This is a genomic window from Arthrobacter sp. B1I2, from assembly GCF_030816485.1.
In the GTDB taxonomy this organism is placed as follows: Bacteria; Actinomycetota; Actinomycetes; order Actinomycetales; family Micrococcaceae; genus Arthrobacter.
In genome coordinates this window covers 322,082-336,552 of the sequence record NZ_JAUSYC010000001.1, presented here as the reverse complement: position 1 = coordinate 336,552, position 14,471 = coordinate 322,082, and the positions used below count along the sequence as shown (strand labels likewise).

The window sequence follows — 14,471 nt, the reverse complement described above, 5'->3', positions numbered from 1 at the left end:
CACCGACGACGGCAGCCTGTATAAGCGCTCTCTCCGCTGCGGAAAGGACGACGATAGCGGCGAAGGAGGAGGTGGCGGAGAGTTCAGTGGTTGGCTGGGACCAGTCGGAGGAGGTGGATTCAGTTAAACAGGCTTACCGGTGCGGGGGGCAGCGATGTCCAATTCCAGCGCCGTCGTTTCGCGTGCTGTTGGCGCCCCGTCGCGGCCGGCCTTGCCGCCAGTCGGGAATGACCTCGTTCAGGCGTTGCTTCCAGCGGGGGCGTCGGCGTCCCGCTTGGTGGGGTAGCACCGCCAATCGGGGATTGCGTCTAGGGCTAGAGCGTAGGCGGGGGGAGATGACGCTGGCGGCTGCGTCTTTGCGACGCCGGGTGAGCCAGCCGGCCAGAGTAGATTCGTGCTGGGTCCTGCCGCTGATTGGCAGCCGCCCCTCGGACTCATGGAACGTCAGGATGTCAGCCAGGTTCCGTTGGCCTGGCTCGGTCAGACGCTGGGGCGGTTTGGGGAGTGCTGCTTTGTGCGTGCGTGTCCCGTAGGCCAGGGTCCTGCTTCGCCCCGATTGCCAGGTGGTAGCGCACGACAGATTCAGCGACGCCGGACCCAGCAGCAATCTTGGGCGCAGGAATACCCTGTCGGTACAACAGCACCCACTCCGGATCCGGTGCCCGGCGTTTGGTCTGAGTCATGGAACCTCGGACTCCTATGCAGGCTGCGCCTGCTCCAGGAAGCGGTCACTGGTCATCTTGTCGATCTTTTGGAGGCCGAGGAAGATCGCGGTCACGACCAGGATGAAACCGAGCAGCAGCAGTATTGCGCCGCACAGTGCGAGGAGCGTGTAAAGGTCCTCATCGCTTCGGTATTCGGGCTTGGAGAACCTGCCCCAAGATTCCAAGCCCACCACCCGGTAGGCAGCATCAGGGCGGCGGTAAGGAATAGCCAGGCGCTGTGTGTGCGCCGCATCAGTTGTCCCTGGTCTGCCCAGCCCGGGCCGCCCGCTTCAGCTCGGCGATGCGCAGCCGTAGGAAAATGATGGCCAGGACCAGTGCGTACACCGCCAAGACGGCCAGCACGATCATGAAGACCGCGTACAGAGAGCCAATGATGCCAAAAGCCGGACTTAGATTCACTTGCTACCCCCAAATAGTTGTTGACCCTAGGCTATGCGAGCTGCTGGGTCACCGGTGAGCTGATGCCGTTGGTGCAGGTGCGTCCTGACTGCTTGTTTAGATGCCCGAGTTCGAGGTGCGGAGCGAGAGAATTGCCCTGGCGGCGAAGGTGACGCCGGCGAGCAAAAGTTCACGGTGCATCACCGACCTCTTGCTGTGTAGTTGCGGGTAGTTCACCCTCATGCGAGGGGGTGCACTCATCACGCCTAAAGACGGAAGATGCGACGGTATAAGGCGGAGGCAGCCAAGATCGACGGCTACGGCTGACCTGATCGTTCTTGAGGCGTGGGCGTCTGCACCGTAAATCTTTGTTACCGCTGCGTTACTGCGGGGCAAAAATCGGGCAAAGCAAAAGGCCCTGCTTCCCTTTGTTTACAAGGGAAGCAGGGCCTTTCTCATTGGCGGTGACGGTGGGATTTGAACCCACGTTGGCTTTTACACCAAACAACATTTCGAGTGTTGCACCTTCGGCCGCTCGGACACGTCACCAACCTCAATAGGGTACCGGAGCGAGGCCGACATCCCCAAAACGTGTGCAGCCCAGCGCTGTCTGCGGGGAACGCCTCAACCCTGAGCTGCGCAGTGTATGGGATCGAGCCAGATCCAAAATGTCAGACCCTCCCTCGATGATGTGTTTATGGGGAAAGCGGCGGTGGTGAAGGCGTTTGGGGATATCCGTGCTGCTCTTGCTGTGTTGAATGCGGAGGCGGACGGGGCGGGTGAGGGGTTTTCGGAGGCTGATCCGTTGGCGGGGTTGGCGGATGGGTGCCTGGATATTCTTGCCGGTGCGCGGCAGGTGGAGGCGGGGTTCGCGGGGTTGAAGGCGAAGGCTGCGGTGAAGTACGCGGAGACTGCTTTTGCTGTTGCGGGACCGGATGTGCCGGTGGTGGCGCAGGAGATGGCGGTCGCGGCGGAGATCGGGTGTGTGTTGGCTCTTGGTCCGCGGGCTGCGGGTTCGTTTCTGGCCACCTCCCATGCCCTGATGTCCGGTTTGCCGCGGACCCTGGCTGCCTTGTTTGCCGGGGACCTGTCGTGGCAGCACGCGGTGGTCATGGCCGATGAGGCCGCGGGCCTGGATCCGGCCGGGGCGGCGGCGTTGGAGGCGCACTTTTTGGACCCGGACGCTGCGGATCCTGCGCGGGGGTGCCCGGTGGGGGAGATGCCGGCGCACCGGTTCAGGGCCAAGGCCCGGACCTGGCGGGAACGCCATCACGCCGGGAGCATCGAAAAGCGCCACGCCAAAGGACTCGCGGACCGGCGGGTGGAGTGCCGGCCGGACCAGGACGGGATGGCCTGGCTCTCGGCGTACCTGCCCGCGGACCAGGCCCTGGCCGGCTGGAACCGGCTCACCGCTATCGCCCGCGGCCTGCAAGGCCCCGATGAACCCCGCACCATGCCCCAACTCCGGGCGGATAATTTCTCTGCAGCGCTTCTCAGCAGCGGCACCACCCACGGAAGCGGTACCAGCAGCACCGCTGCCCCTGCCGGTGCCGGGCCCGGTGGAAGCGGCGCCACCGCCGGTGCCGGGCAGGATTACCCGTCGTCGCCGGTCCGGGCCCAGGTGCTGGTTACGGTTCCGGTGTTTTCCCTGCTGGGGTTGACGGATGAACCGGCGGTGCTGGATGGGTTCGGTCCGATCCCGCCGTCGATGGCGCGGGCGCTGGTGGCGGACGGGGCGGGGTCGTTCCACCGGGTGCTGGTGGACCCGCGGGACGGGGCGCCGCTGGAGATCGGCCGGAAAAGCTACCGGGTCACGGGCGCGATGCGGGCGTGGCTGCGGATGCGGGATGGCAAGTGCCCGTTCCCCGGCTGCAGCAACAACTCCCTGGACAACGACGCCGACCACATTCTCGCCTGGCACCGCGGCGGGACCACCGGGATCTCGAACCTGGGACAACCCTGCCCCAAGCACCACAGACTCCGGCACACCACCGGCTGGACACCCACCCCGGCCAGCAAGAACGAACCACCCGGCTGGATCTCACCCACCGGGCGGCACTACACAAGCGAACACCAGGACTGGGAACCAACCCACTGGCCACCCAGGTCCCTGCCCGGCGCACGAAGCCTCCTCGAAGAAGCACTCCTTCAGCACCTCGCCTCGTGAACGCGCCACGAAACCCCGCCACCCGCCGTCGGACTTTCCCCGTCCACGCGCGTCCGGCTAGATTCATCAGCAAGATGACAAATTCAGAGACTCCGATCCATGCAACCGCATACTGGACCACTGCCAAGGAACACGGCGAGCTCCGGGCCGAAGAGGTGCCCGCCCCGGGGCCCGGCGAAGCTCTGGTCCGCGCCCTGTACTCCGGCATCAGCAAGGGCACCGAAATGGTGGTCCATGCAGGGGCCGTGCCGCCGCGGGTCGCAGAAGAGATGCGGGCCCCGCACCAGGAGGGTAAGTTCCCCGGGCCTGTGAAATTCGGGTACCTGTCCGTCGGGGTGGTGGAGGAAGGGCCGGACGAGTGGAAGGGCCAGCGTGTCTTTTGCCTGAACCCCCACCAGGACCTGTACGTGGTCCCGGTGGACTCCTTGACCAGGATTCCCGACGACGTTCCATCCCGGCGCGCGGTCCTCACCGGCACAGTGGAAACAGCAGTCAATGCCCTGTGGGAAGGCGGTCCGCGACTGGGCGACCGGATTGCCGTGGTGGGCGCCGGCCTGGTGGGCGGCATGGTGGCCACGCTGCTGCGCACCTTTCCGCTGCAGCGCCTGCAGCTGGTGGACCTTGATCCCGGCAGGAAGCAGCTGGCGGACACCCTGGGTGTGGAATTCGCACAGCCGGATGAGGCCCTGGCCGACTGCGACATCGTGTTCCACTGCTCGGCATCACAGGAAGGCCTGGAGCGAAGCCTGCAGCTCGTCGGCGATGAAGGCGACGTCATCGAGATGTCCTGGTATGCCAACCGTGAGGTCACCGTGCCGCTGGGGGAGGACTTCCACGCGAGGCGGCTGTCCATCAGGGCGAGCCAGGTGGGCATGGTGGCACGTGCCCGCCGCCACCGACGCACCAATGCCGACCGCCTGGACCTCGCCGTGTCGCTGCTCAAGGACCCCGTCTTCGATGCATTCCTGACCGGATCATCCCGGTTCGAGGACTTGCCAGATGTTGTCCAGAGCCTGGCGGACGGCAGCCTGGCAGCCCTGTGCCACGTCGTCGAGTACCCGGGCAGCAGTCCCGCAGCCAGCCCAGCCACCAACAACCCGGAAGACTTGAGGTAAACCCATGTTCAGCCTGACCATCCGCCGCCACTTCATGATTGCCCACAGCCTTCCCCGTGAGGCATTTGGTCCCGCCCAGGGCCTCCACGGGGCAACCTTCGTTGCGGAAGTATCTTTCCGCCGTCGCGCCCTGAACGACGACGCGATCGTCCTGGACATTGGTGCCGCCGGGACCATCCTCGAGGAAGTCCTCGCCGGCCTGAACTACCGCAACCTGGACGAGCACCCGGACTTCGCAGGCAAGCTCACCACCACCGAGGCCCTCGCCGAATACATCGCCCAGAAAGTCGCAGCCCAGATCAAGGACAACGACGACGGCCGCGAACTCGCAGGAATCGACGTCACCTTGCGCGAAAATCCGGACGCCTGGGCCACCTATTCCCTGGACCTCACCGCCTAGCCATGCGCCCCATCCGGCTGCTGGTTCCCGGCAACATCCGCCACAGCTCCGGCGGCAACGTCTACAACGCCCGCCTGGTTGCCGGTCTGCAGGCACTCGGCGCCGAGGTGGAAGTGATCGCTGTGGAGGGCAACTGGCCGGACGGCGGCGCCAAGGAACGACGCCGGCTGGGTACCCTTCTGGGAGCATGGGAACCGGATGCGGTCACCGGGCGATCAGTGGCCGTGGTGGACGGGCTGGTTGCGGTTGGTGCCCCGGATGAACTGGAGTTCGCGGCAAAGGCAGGGCAGCAAACATGGGTCCTGGTGCATATGCCTGTTGCAGAAAGTTCCGGGGCTGCAGCCTTGAAACGCGAAGCCCGGGCCCTCCGGGCGGCAACGGGCCTGATCTGCACCAGCACCTGGGCGGCAACTGCCCTGGTGCAACGGGGGCTTCCACAGGCCAATGTCGCCCTCCCCGGCGTAGAAACGGCGCCTCAAGCCACGGGTTCCCAACCTCCGCATCTGGTATTCGTGGCTGCGCTCCTGCCCAACAAGGACCAGTTGCTGGCCGTGGAGGCACTCGCCCGGGTCCAGGACCTCCCATGGACTGCGTCCTTCGTGGGCTCTGACAAGGCAGACCCGGGCTACGCACAGGAGGTCCGGTCTGCTGTCACGGTCAATGGTCTGGAGGATCGGGTGCGGCTGACCGGTGAACTCGCAGGAGAAGCACTGGAAGCTGAATGGGCACGGGCAGACCTCAGCCTCCTGGTATCCCGGGCCGAGGCCTTCGGCATGGCCGTCACCGAGTCCCTGGCCCACGGCATCCCGGTACTGGTTCGCGAAGGGACAGGGGCAGTGGAAGCGCTTGGTATGGCTGGACTGGCAACGGCCGACGGCGACCCCCGCCTTCCCGGGGCAGCGCTTCCCCTTCCCGCCGGGGGACAGGAGAGTCCTGGCCGGCTGGCCGATGCCCTGCGCCGGTGGCTGGTGGACGAAGGGACCCGGGAAAGCTGGCGGACAGCAGCGCTGGATGCGCGGACGAGGCTGCCGGGCTGGAATAGCACCGCGCAGAGGGTGCTGGCGCTGTTGGGAGGCGACGAACAAGCGGAGCAGCAGAACTAAAGGATGCTCCGGTGGGCGGCGAAAAACTCGCGCAGCAGCAAGGCGCACTCTTCCTCGCGGACCCCGGGATACACCTCAACCCAGTGATTGAGCCGGCGCTCGCGCAGGATGTCGAAGACCGATCCGGCGGCGCCCGCCTTCTCGTCCCAGGCCCCAAACACCACCCGGGGGATCCGGGCCAGGACGATCGCGCCGGCACACATGGCACAGGGTTCCAGGGTGACCACCAAGGTGCAGTCGGACAACCGCCATCCGTCTCCCCGGCCGCCGTCGAGCCGTGCCCGTTCCTGCAGTCGCCCGGCCGCTTCCCTGATGGCCACGACCTCGGCGTGGGCGGTGGGGTCTCCCAATTCCTCCCGCTGGTTGCGGCCGGAACCCAGCACGTCGCCGTCGGGCCCTATCACCACGGCGCCGATGGGCACGTCCTCGGTGGCGAGCGCCCGACGGGCCTCCGCCAGGGCAAGGCCCATCCAGGCGTCGTGTATCTTTTCGGGCAACGGCATGGCTCAATGATAGTTTCGGGGTTACTCAGGTTACTTACCGATGCCGGGAGGCACCATGGACACTCTTCGGGACCGTTTAAGTATTTGGTTCAAACCGTACGCGGCGCTGATACTCACCATTCTGGTGGGCGGTGTGGTCATCGTGTCCCTTGCGCTGCTCGGGGCCGAGGTCTATGACGACGTGGTGGACTCTGCGGGGCTGGCCAACCTGGACAAGCCCGCCCTGGCCTTTGCCGAAAGCGTGCGCAGTCCTGGACTCGACGCGTTCGCCACCGGCTTCACGAACATCGGCGGCGGCATTGGAATGCCCATCCTCGCCAGCGTCCTCACGGCGTGGTTGACCTTCCTTAGCCGGAACTGGCGCCCTCTGGTCCTCATCGGCGGCGCTGCGGCAGCCTCCGTCTCGGCCACCACCTTCGGCAAGAAGCTGGTGGGCCGTACCCGTCCGGACCACGCGGACGCCGTTCCGCCTTACGAGGACACGCCATCCTTCCCCAGCGGCCACACCTTGAACACCACCGTGGTGATCAGCCTGGTGGTGTACCTCATCTGCCTCCAGTTCTACACAATGCGGGTCCGCGTCACGGCCATTACGGCCGGTGCGATCTTCATCATCGCCATGGGCCTCAGCCGGGTATTCCTGGGCCACCATTGGCTCACGGATGTCATGGCGGGGTGGTTGCTGGGCCTCACCTGGGTGGGTGTGGTGATTCTGGCCCACCGGCTGTTCCACCTGGTCCGCAGGCGCGAGCACGCCGGCGCAGCGCCGTCGTTCGACCGTCCGATAATCCGCGACGTGGTGGCCGAGGAAGTGCACGACGGCGGGCCCTCCGGACGTGGGAAGGACAGCGCCGGATGATAGTTTTGGGGGATGCGCACTCTCGTTGTTGACCACCCCCTGGTCGCCCACAAGCTCACCGTCCTGCGGGACAAGAACACGCCGTCGCCGGTCTTCCGCCAGCTGACGGAAGAACTGGTGACCTTGCTGGCCTACGAAGCCACGCGGGAGGTCCGCACGGAGCCCGTCACCATCGAGACGCCGGTCAGCACCACCATCGGTACTGCCTTCACCAAGCCCACCCCGCTGGTGGTACCCATCCTGCGTGCGGGCCTGGGCATGCTCGAGGGCATGACCAAGCTGGTTCCCACCGCTGAAGTGGGTTTCCTGGGCATGGCCCGGGACGAGGAGACACTCGACATCATCACGTACGCGGAGCGCCTTCCGGAGGACCTGACCGGCCGCCAGGTGTTCGTCCTGGACCCCATGCTGGCCACCGGAGGTACCCTGCGCGAGGCCATCAAGTTCCTCTTCAAGCGCGGCGCGTCCGACGTCACCTGCATCTGCCTGCTGGCCGCCCCCGAGGGCCTGGCCAGGCTGGAGGAGGAGCTGTCAGGGGCCAACGTGCATATTGTCCTGGCCTCCATTGACGAGAAGCTCAACGAGAAGTCCTACATCGTCCCGGGCCTGGGCGACGCCGGCGACCGGCTCTACGGCATCGCAGGGTAGGTTTCACCCTTTTTATCCACAGATCCCGCCGTTAGCCTGTCCGGATGGACTGGAAACTCGAACTTGTCTTTGTCCCCGTATCCGACGTTGACCGTGCCAAAGACTTCTACGTCAACAAGGTGGGCTTTAACGCCGATTTCGACGAGCGGCCCTCGGACTCCATCCGCTTTGTGCAGCTGACGCCGCCAGGTTCGGCCTGCTCCATCTGCATTGGCGAAGGACTTACCGATGCCCCTCCCGGCACGGGATCCAACCTGCAACTGGTGGTCAACGACATCAAAGCCGCGCATGACCATCTGAAGAACAACGGCGTGGATGTCAGCGATGTGGACGTGCAGGACTGGGGCCACTTCGTCTACTTCGCCGATCCGGACGGAAACAAGTGGTCTGTCCAGTACATCCCGTGGCGGAGCGACGGGCAGGGCGCCGGTTAACGAAAGCCGCGGGCCGCATCAAGTGATGCGGCCCGCGGCTTTGGTAACGGCGCTGGGGTTGGCTGCCGTGGTGGTGCTTAGTACCAGTTGTGTGCCAGGTGGAAGTCCAGGGCACCGCACGGGGATTGGTAGCTCTTCTTGATGTAGTCCAGGCCCCAGTTGATCTGCGTCCGGTAGTTGGTCAGGTAATCGGCGCCGGCGCTGGCCATCTTCTCCGCAGGCAGGGACTGGACGATGCCGTACGCCCCGCTGCTGGAGTTGGTGGCCGTGGTGGTCCAGTCGGACTCCTTGGTCCACAGGGTCTGCAGGCACTGCATCTGCTCCGGTCCCCAGCCAAAGGTCGCCAGTTGGCTGGCAGCGTAGGCCTGTGCGCCGGCCGGATCGTTAACCGCGACGGCGGGGGCCGGCTCGGGCGCGGGGGCCGGCTCGGGCGCGGGGGCCGGCGCCGGCGCTTCGGCTGCGGGGGCCTGCGGCGCTGCTGCGGGGGCCGGTTCGGCTGCCTGGGGTGCCACGCTGATGGCAGCGGGTGCGGGGGTCGCTGCCGGGTTGGAGCGGATCTCGCTCTTCTCGATGCTCATTTGCGCGTCGGACGCTGCAGCGGAAGAGTTGGACCCGGTGGACAACGCCGGGGTCATGCTGCTGGTGGCCTGTCCTGCCGCGCCTACCCCCAACAGCACCGCACAGGATGCTGCAAGGACGGCCGCGCGGCGGCCCAGGGTGGTTTTCTTGGCCTGCTGCGTGGCCCGGTGTTTAGCCTTGGCCTGCAGCAGACGTGCTTCTGCCGTGTTTTTGGACATGATTGATCGCCTCTCACACCTGCGGAGTTAGCTGTCGGGTTCGGATGAGGGCATCCGGCCATACGGAAAGATCACGTATTGGCTTAACCCCAAGGGCGTTCAGTCGCCCGGGACGGTGGGTCCCCCGCCTCTGCCGTTGCTCAATCGGAATCCCAGGGGAAGCGGCAGAGCTTGGCGTCAACCCGGGATATGCGGCCCGAACGGGGACCGCACCCAATCGACGGTACAGGAAGACCGCGCCAAAGTCACATTTAGGTAACGGAAGTCACGATGGTGCGCGCGTCGAATTGCGGGAATGGGTGCGGTTGGTTCGGTACGTCCTACTTGGTGAGTTGGTAGACGGTGGAGTTGCCGACGGTCTGGGCCTGAAAGTTGGCCTGCACCCAGGCAGCCACCGCGGAGTTGCCCCGGCTGCCCATGCCGCCGCCGCCTGCAATGAAGTAACTGATCTGGCCCCTGGCCACCATGCCCTGGAACTCGGCGAGCGTGGGGTACGGATCCCCGCCATTCCAGCCGCCGAGGGCGATGACGTTGGTATTCGTCGCTAGTTCCAGGCTGGCTGCCTGGCTGGCGCCGGAGACGATGGCGGACCACTTTGTGGTGGTGGCCTTCAGCAGTGCAGCCACCGCGGCATCGGCGGTTCCTTCGGCCGGGTCGCCCGGACCACCAAGGCCACCCGCCCCGTCGCCACCCCCGGGACCGACGCCTGGGCCGTTGGCTGGATCAAGACCGTCAGCTCCGGCAGCCGCGTCGGTGGCGGCATCCCTGCCATCGGTCCGGTTGCCGCCGAACCCGGCGACACGGTTGCCGAAGCCGCCCGCGGACGAACCCGCGGGCCCCGACGTCGGAATGGAGCCCGAGTGCGCGGCGGCGGCAGTGGCGAGGGTCCAGGCTCCTGGCCCAAGTCCTCCGGCCAGGAGGGATACGACGACGACGACGGCGGCCGCGCCGGCCCGCCGGAACCGTCCGGAGGCGCCCACCGAGTCCAGGCGGAGGAGGACTGCGGCGGCCGCGAGGACACCAAGGACGACGATGGCGACGCGCAGCCAGGGGAGCCACGATGCGTCGCGGTTCAGGAGGACCGCCGACCAGGCGGAGGTTCCCAGAACGGCCACGGCCAGGACAATCCGGGCCGGCCAGTAGGCCCGTCCGCGCCAAAGTCGCACTGCGCCGACACCCACCAACGCTGCGATCGCCGGTGCCAGGGCCACCGAGTAGTAGGGGTGGACGATGCCGCTCATGAAACTGAAGACGCCCGCTGTGACCAGCAGCCAGCCGCCCCACAGGATCAGCGCAGCACGACTTGGGGAAGTTCTGACTTCCCGGCGGGTAAACCACAGGCCTGCCACCAGCAGGAACAGGGCAGCAGGCAAGAGCCAGGACACCTCTCCGCCAAAACTCGTCCCGAACACCCGCAGCAGGCCGGCCGCACCTCCGAATCCGGTGTTGCCGCCGCCGAAAGCACCGCCGGGGCCCCCGTCAGCACCCCCGGTGCCGCCGGGCATGCCCTCGCCGGAACCAGTGATCCTGGCCAGCCCGTTGTAGCCGAAGGTCAGTTCCAGGAAACTGTTGGTGCTGGACCCGGCCATGTACGGCCGTTCCGAGGCCGGCGTCAGCTGGAAAAGCGCGATATAGCTGCCGGCCACAACGACGATTCCGGCCAGGGCGCCCAGCAAGTGCAGCAGCCTGCGCCCCAGCGACGTGGGCGCCGCCCACAGGTAGGCCAGGCCCAGCGCCGGAACAACCAGGAAGCCCTGCAGCATTTTGGTGAGGAACGCCAGGCCAATCACTGCGCCGGCAGCAGCAAGCCACTTCCAGCCCGCCTGCTCCATGGCGCGGGTGGTGAAGTAGGCCGCGAGCACCAGGCACAGGGTGAGCATGGCGTCGGGGTTGTTGAACTTGAACATGAGTGCAGCCACCGGCGTCAGCGCCAGGGCGCCGCCGGCCAGCAGGCCCGCGGCCGGCCCGGAGACGCGTTTGACGGTTAGGTAGAGGAGTCCGACGGCGGCTACTCCCATGAGTGCCTCCGGGACCAGCATGCTCAGTGGCGAGAAACCGAAAATGCGGCCTGCGAGGGCGGGGATCCAGAGTGCCGCCGGCGGCTTGTCGACGGTGATGGCGTTGCCGGCGTCGAGCGATCCGAAGAGGAACGCCGTCCAGTCCTTCGTGCCGGCCTGGATGGCCGCGGCATAGAACGAGTTTCCGTAGCCTGTTGCTGCCAGGTTCCACAGGTACAGGACCGCCGTGGCCACCAGCAGCCCGGCGGCCGAAGGCCGCACCCAGCGGGGCTGGTCGCCGAAGGCGTAGCGGGTCCACCGGGATGTGGGCTCAACGGCGCTGGGGGAGGACACAGCGTAGCCGGATGGCGACGGCTGCTGGTCGGCTCCTGAGCCGGCGCCCGTCGGGGAGACGGTGGAGGTCATGATGCTGCCGTTTCTGTCGAAGTGGCGTCTTTCGTGGTCCTGCTGCTGCGCTCCCGGAACACCCACAGCCGGAACAGCAGGAACCGCACCGCCGTGGCCGCAAAGTTCGCCGCCACAACGGTGAGGACTTCCACCCACCGGTCAGGCGTCGTCGTCCGGTGCACCAACGCCAGTGCGCCCGAGGTGAGTGCAAGGCCGATGCCGAACACGATCAACCCCTCGAAGTGGTGCCGGACCGGGTTGCCGCCCTGGATGCCGAACGTGAAGCGCCTGTTGGCGCCCGTGTTGGCCACTGCCGTGATCAGCAGCGCCAGGAAGTTGGCTGGCTGCGGATCCATGAAACCCCGGCAGGACACGAAGATCAGCAGATAGGCCAGGGTTGAGGCCGCGCCGATGGCGGCGAACCGGACCAGCTGGCCGAAGAGGCTGCTGCCGCGCGTTTGTTCGCCGGCCCGCGACGACGCCGGAAGCGGACCCCGTGCCAGTGCCGCGCGCAGCTCCGGTACCGGGATGCGGCCGTAGACCAGGTCGCGGGTGAGCCGGGTCATTCCCCGGACGTCGGCCAGTGCCGTGCGCACCACATCCACGCTGGAATCGGGATCGTCGATCCAGTCGACGGGGACCTCGTGGACGCGGAGGCCGCAGCGTTCGGCGAGGACCAGGAGCTCGGTGTCAAAGAACCAGGAGTTGTCCACGGTGTAGGGGAGGATCTGCCGGGCGACATCGGCGCGGATGGCCTTGAACCCGCACTGGGCGTCACTGAACCGTGCACCCATGAAGGAGTGAAGCATCAGGTTGTAGCTGCGTGAGATGAACTCCCGTTTTGGCCCGCGGACGACACGGGAGCCACGGGTCAGCCGCGTGCCGATGGCCAGGTCCGAGTGCCCGGAAATCAGGGGCGCCAGCAGTGGGGGCAGGGCAGCGAGGTCCGTGGAAAGGTCCACGTCCATGTAGGCCAGGACCGGCGAGGGGGAGGCCAGCCACACCTTGCGCAGCGCGTTGCCGCGGCCCTTCTCGTCAAGGTGGACCACCGCGAGCTCGGGGAACTCCCGGGCCAGCCGTTCGGCGATCTTCAGGGTCCCGTCCGTGCTGGCGTTGTCCGCCACGGTGATCCGGAAGCTGTGCGGGAACGCATCGAGCAGGTGTCCGTGGAGTCGGCGGAGGCATTCCTCAAGGTCGCGTTCCTCATTGAAGACGGGGAGGGTGACATCCAGGACCGGGACGGTGGTGCGCGTGTCCACGGGCGCGCGCCGTACGGCACGCCCCCGGGATCCCGGTGGCGCCGCGACTTCCGGCAGGGTTCCTGAAGTGGAGTCGGTGAGCGTCATGAATCAAGGTTGGCGCCGCCGGATTTGAGGGCTTTAGGCACAACCTGTGACGTGCCTGTGCAAATGTTGTTGGCCGGATTTTGAAGTGTCAGGACGTGGCGGGGCCCGCTGCTGGAAGGCGGACGGCAAACTCGGTCCTGCCCGGTCGGGAGACCAGTTCCACGGTGCCGCCATGGGCCGCCACGATGGAGTCCACGATGGAAAGGCCCAGGCCGGACGAGCCTTCGGAGCCGGAGCCTGCGGAACCGGAGCGCGCGGCGTCCGCCCGGGTGAAGCGCGAAAAGATGCTGCCCTGGAATTCGGCGGGGATGCCGGGCCCGTCGTCGGTGACCGTGACCACCACGCTCCCGTCGGCCGAGCGCATCACGCCGGTGGTCACCGTAGTGCCGGCCGGTGTGTGCTTCCGGGCGTTGGAAAGCAGGTTGGCCAGCACCTGGTGGAGCTGGGCGGTGTCCCCCCGGACCGTGAGGGGTTCATCGGGCAACTGCAGCTGCCAGACGTGGTCCGGTGCCATGACCTTTTCGTCACTGACGGTTTCGACCACCAGCTGGGTAAGGTCCACATCCGTGGTTTCGGTTGCTTTGCCCTCGTCCAGCCGGGCCAGCAGCAGCAGGTCCTCCACCAGCGCGGTCATGCGCTCCGACTGGCTTTGCACCCTCCCCAGCGACTTCCGGCCGTCCTCGGTGAAGGTTTCGGTCATGCGCATCAACTCGGTGTACCCGCGGATGGCGGTCAGCGGCGTCCTGAGCTCATGAGAGGCGTCCGCGACAAACTGGCGCACCTTCATCTCACTGCGCTGCCGGGCCTCCAGCGCGCTGGAGACGTTGTCCAGCATCAGGTTCAGGGCATGGCCCACGCTGCCCACCTCCGTAGTGGGATGCGCTGCGGACGGTGGAACGCGCACGGCGAGCGCCACCTCGCCGGCGTCGAGGGGCAGCTTGGACACCTTGGTGGCGACGTCGGACAGCTGTTCCAGCGGCCGCATGGTCCGGCGGATCAATGCGGTGCCGGCCAGCCCGATCAGGACCAGGCCGCCCAGCGATACAAGCACCATCGTGAGCACCAGTGAGGCCTCTGTGCTCTGTTTCGTTGCCAGCGGCAGGCCTGTAATCACCACGTCGCCGTAGGGGGTCGTGGTGGCCATGACCCGGTAGTCGCCGTTGGACAGCTTGCGGTCCAACGGTATGCCATTGCGGGGGAGTGCCTGGAGAGTAGCAACATCCGAAGAAGTCAGGGCCGTGCGGGTGGCGTCAGAGGAAAGGAATCCTGCTTCCCGGCTGACCTGGCCACCCACCACCCTGGCGTTGAGCGTTCCCACACTCTGGCCACGCGCATCGAGGGGGTCGGGCCGCCCTGAGGGGTTGCCTTCCGGCGGCCTGCCGCGGGACGCCAGGGCCAGCTGTGCGTCCAGCTGGTTGGTGAGGACCACATCCATGGAGGCGTAGCTGACCACGCCGATCGCACTGGAGATTGCCACCAAAAGCGCCATGGACAGCAGGATTAAGCGGGTACGGAGGTGCCACGTGGCGGGGTTGAACCAGGAGCGGCCTGTTGGCCGGGGGACACCGGAAAGAGACACGCGTTTCCTTTG

Annotated in this window: 15 protein-coding genes, 1 tRNA gene and 1 riboswitch; of the genes, 7 read left to right on the top strand and 9 right to left on the bottom strand. The window is 66.6% G+C overall.

Going from position 1 to position 14,471, the window contains the following annotated elements; genetic code table 11:
• Positions 1-697: 697 nt before the first annotated feature.
• From QFZ57_RS01490 to QFZ57_RS01475, 4 genes are all read right to left on the bottom strand, one after another.
• The gene (locus tag QFZ57_RS01490; RefSeq protein WP_306628720.1) at positions 698-889 is read right to left on the bottom strand and encodes a hypothetical protein; all 192 of its coding nucleotides are present in this window, start codon (positions 887-889) and stop codon (positions 698-700) included.
• Positions 890-956: 67 nt separating this feature from the next.
• Positions 957-1,124, bottom strand: a complete 168-nt coding sequence (locus QFZ57_RS01485; RefSeq protein WP_306628719.1) for a hypothetical protein — start codon at positions 1,122-1,124, stop codon at positions 957-959.
• 96 nt (positions 1,125-1,220) lie between these two features.
• Complete coding sequence (locus tag QFZ57_RS01480; RefSeq protein ID WP_306897432.1) at positions 1,221-1,364, bottom strand: hypothetical protein; 144 nt, start codon at positions 1,362-1,364, stop codon at positions 1,221-1,223.
• A 198-nt stretch (positions 1,365-1,562) separates the two neighbouring features.
• Positions 1,563-1,652, bottom strand: a tRNA-Ser gene (locus tag QFZ57_RS01475).
• 148 nt (positions 1,653-1,800) lie between these two features.
• Between QFZ57_RS01475 and QFZ57_RS01470 the strand changes: the two genes are divergently transcribed.
• The 4 genes from QFZ57_RS01470 (at position 1,801) to QFZ57_RS01455 (ending at position 5,888) form a co-directional block, all read left to right on the top strand.
• Positions 1,801-3,270, top strand: a complete 1,470-nt coding sequence (locus QFZ57_RS01470) for an HNH endonuclease signature motif containing protein (RefSeq protein WP_306897430.1) — start codon at positions 1,801-1,803, stop codon at positions 3,268-3,270.
• 74 nt (positions 3,271-3,344) lie between these two features.
• A complete protein-coding gene (locus tag QFZ57_RS01465; RefSeq protein ID WP_306628714.1) occupies positions 3,345-4,385 on the top strand; it encodes a zinc-dependent alcohol dehydrogenase in 1,041 nt (346 codons plus the stop codon).
• Positions 4,386-4,389: 4 nt separating this feature from the next.
• Complete coding sequence (locus tag QFZ57_RS01460) at positions 4,390-4,785, top strand: 6-pyruvoyl trahydropterin synthase family protein (protein ID WP_306897427.1); 396 nt, start codon at positions 4,390-4,392, stop codon at positions 4,783-4,785.
• A 2-nt stretch (positions 4,786-4,787) separates the two neighbouring features.
• Positions 4,788-5,888: a glycosyltransferase family 4 protein gene (locus tag QFZ57_RS01455; RefSeq protein WP_306897426.1), complete on the top strand. Its 1,101-nt coding sequence runs from the start codon at positions 4,788-4,790 to the stop codon at positions 5,886-5,888.
• On the opposite strand, the gene QFZ57_RS01450 is transcribed toward QFZ57_RS01455, so the two are convergent.
• Entirely contained in the window at positions 5,885-6,391 is a 507-nt protein-coding gene (locus QFZ57_RS01450) for a nucleoside deaminase (protein WP_306628711.1), read from the bottom strand. The two genes, QFZ57_RS01455 and QFZ57_RS01450, sit on opposite strands and share 4 nt — an antisense overlap.
• A gap of 55 nt (positions 6,392-6,446) precedes the next feature.
• Here QFZ57_RS01450 and QFZ57_RS01445 point away from each other — a divergent pair, with 55 nt between their 5' ends.
• Genes QFZ57_RS01445 through QFZ57_RS01435 form a run of 3 tightly spaced genes read left to right on the top strand, consistent with a single transcriptional unit; the run spans position 6,447 to position 8,332 of the window.
• Positions 6,447-7,250 carry a phosphatase PAP2 family protein gene (locus tag QFZ57_RS01445; RefSeq protein ID WP_306897424.1) on the top strand — a complete coding sequence of 268 codons (804 nt, stop codon included), beginning with the start codon at positions 6,447-6,449 and terminating at the stop codon, positions 7,248-7,250.
• A 12-nt stretch (positions 7,251-7,262) separates the two neighbouring features.
• A complete protein-coding gene (gene upp, locus QFZ57_RS01440) occupies positions 7,263-7,898 on the top strand; it encodes a uracil phosphoribosyltransferase (protein ID WP_043451999.1) in 636 nt (211 codons plus the stop codon).
• A gap of 44 nt (positions 7,899-7,942) precedes the next feature.
• Positions 7,943-8,332 (top strand): glyoxalase superfamily protein, encoded by a 390-nt coding sequence (locus QFZ57_RS01435; protein WP_306628709.1) that lies wholly within the window; start codon positions 7,943-7,945, stop codon positions 8,330-8,332.
• A 77-nt stretch (positions 8,333-8,409) separates the two neighbouring features.
• Here QFZ57_RS01435 and QFZ57_RS01430 read toward each other — a convergent pair whose 3' ends face one another.
• The 4 genes from QFZ57_RS01430 to QFZ57_RS01415 all read right to left on the bottom strand — a co-directional run bounded on the left by QFZ57_RS01430 (position 8,410) and on the right by QFZ57_RS01415 (position 14,459).
• Entirely contained in the window at positions 8,410-9,129 is a 720-nt protein-coding gene (locus tag QFZ57_RS01430; RefSeq protein WP_306897419.1) for a hypothetical protein, read from the bottom strand.
• A 5-nt stretch (positions 9,130-9,134) separates the two neighbouring features.
• Positions 9,135-9,289: riboswitch (cyclic di-AMP (ydaO/yuaA leader) on the bottom strand.
• Positions 9,290-9,449: 160 nt separating this feature from the next.
• Positions 9,450-11,552, bottom strand: a complete 2,103-nt coding sequence (locus QFZ57_RS01425) for an ArnT family glycosyltransferase (protein WP_306897417.1) — start codon at positions 11,550-11,552, stop codon at positions 9,450-9,452.
• Positions 11,549-12,880 carry a bifunctional glycosyltransferase family 2/GtrA family protein gene (locus tag QFZ57_RS01420; RefSeq protein ID WP_306897415.1) on the bottom strand — a complete coding sequence of 444 codons (1,332 nt, stop codon included), beginning with the start codon at positions 12,878-12,880 and terminating at the stop codon, positions 11,549-11,551. The genes QFZ57_RS01425 and QFZ57_RS01420 overlap by 4 nt, the downstream gene beginning before the upstream one ends.
• An 88-nt stretch (positions 12,881-12,968) precedes the next feature.
• On the bottom strand, positions 12,969-14,459 hold the full coding sequence (locus tag QFZ57_RS01415; protein WP_306897413.1) for a sensor histidine kinase: 1,491 nt from the start codon (positions 14,457-14,459) through the stop codon (positions 12,969-12,971).
• Between the last annotated feature and the right edge of the window lie 12 nt (positions 14,460-14,471).

What these genes read in the sequence shown, in the direction of transcription:
- QFZ57_RS01480 (WP_306897432.1), bottom strand. Translation starts at nt 1,364, where the DNA reads ATGAGTGCACCCCCTCGCATGAGGGTGAACTACCCGCAACTACACAGC.
- QFZ57_RS01470 (WP_306897430.1), top strand. Translation starts at nt 1,801, where the DNA reads ATGGGGAAAGCGGCGGTGGTGAAGGCGTTTGGGGATATCCGTGCTGCT.
- QFZ57_RS01465 (WP_306628714.1), top strand. Translation starts at nt 3,345, where the DNA reads ATGACAAATTCAGAGACTCCGATCCATGCAACCGCATACTGGACCACT.
- QFZ57_RS01460 (WP_306897427.1), top strand. Translation starts at nt 4,390, where the DNA reads ATGTTCAGCCTGACCATCCGCCGCCACTTCATGATTGCCCACAGCCTT.
- QFZ57_RS01455 (WP_306897426.1), top strand. Translation starts at nt 4,788, where the DNA reads ATGCGCCCCATCCGGCTGCTGGTTCCCGGCAACATCCGCCACAGCTCC.
- QFZ57_RS01450 (WP_306628711.1), bottom strand. Translation starts at nt 6,391, where the DNA reads ATGCCGTTGCCCGAAAAGATACACGACGCCTGGATGGGCCTTGCCCTG.
- QFZ57_RS01445 (WP_306897424.1), top strand. Translation starts at nt 6,447, where the DNA reads ATGGACACTCTTCGGGACCGTTTAAGTATTTGGTTCAAACCGTACGCG.
- upp (WP_043451999.1), top strand. Translation starts at nt 7,263, where the DNA reads ATGCGCACTCTCGTTGTTGACCACCCCCTGGTCGCCCACAAGCTCACC.
- QFZ57_RS01435 (WP_306628709.1), top strand. Translation starts at nt 7,943, where the DNA reads ATGGACTGGAAACTCGAACTTGTCTTTGTCCCCGTATCCGACGTTGAC.
- QFZ57_RS01430 (WP_306897419.1), bottom strand. Translation starts at nt 9,129, where the DNA reads ATGTCCAAAAACACGGCAGAAGCACGTCTGCTGCAGGCCAAGGCTAAA.
- QFZ57_RS01425 (WP_306897417.1), bottom strand. Translation starts at nt 11,552, where the DNA reads ATGACCTCCACCGTCTCCCCGACGGGCGCCGGCTCAGGAGCCGACCAG.
- QFZ57_RS01420 (WP_306897415.1), bottom strand. Translation starts at nt 12,880, where the DNA reads ATGACGCTCACCGACTCCACTTCAGGAACCCTGCCGGAAGTCGCGGCG.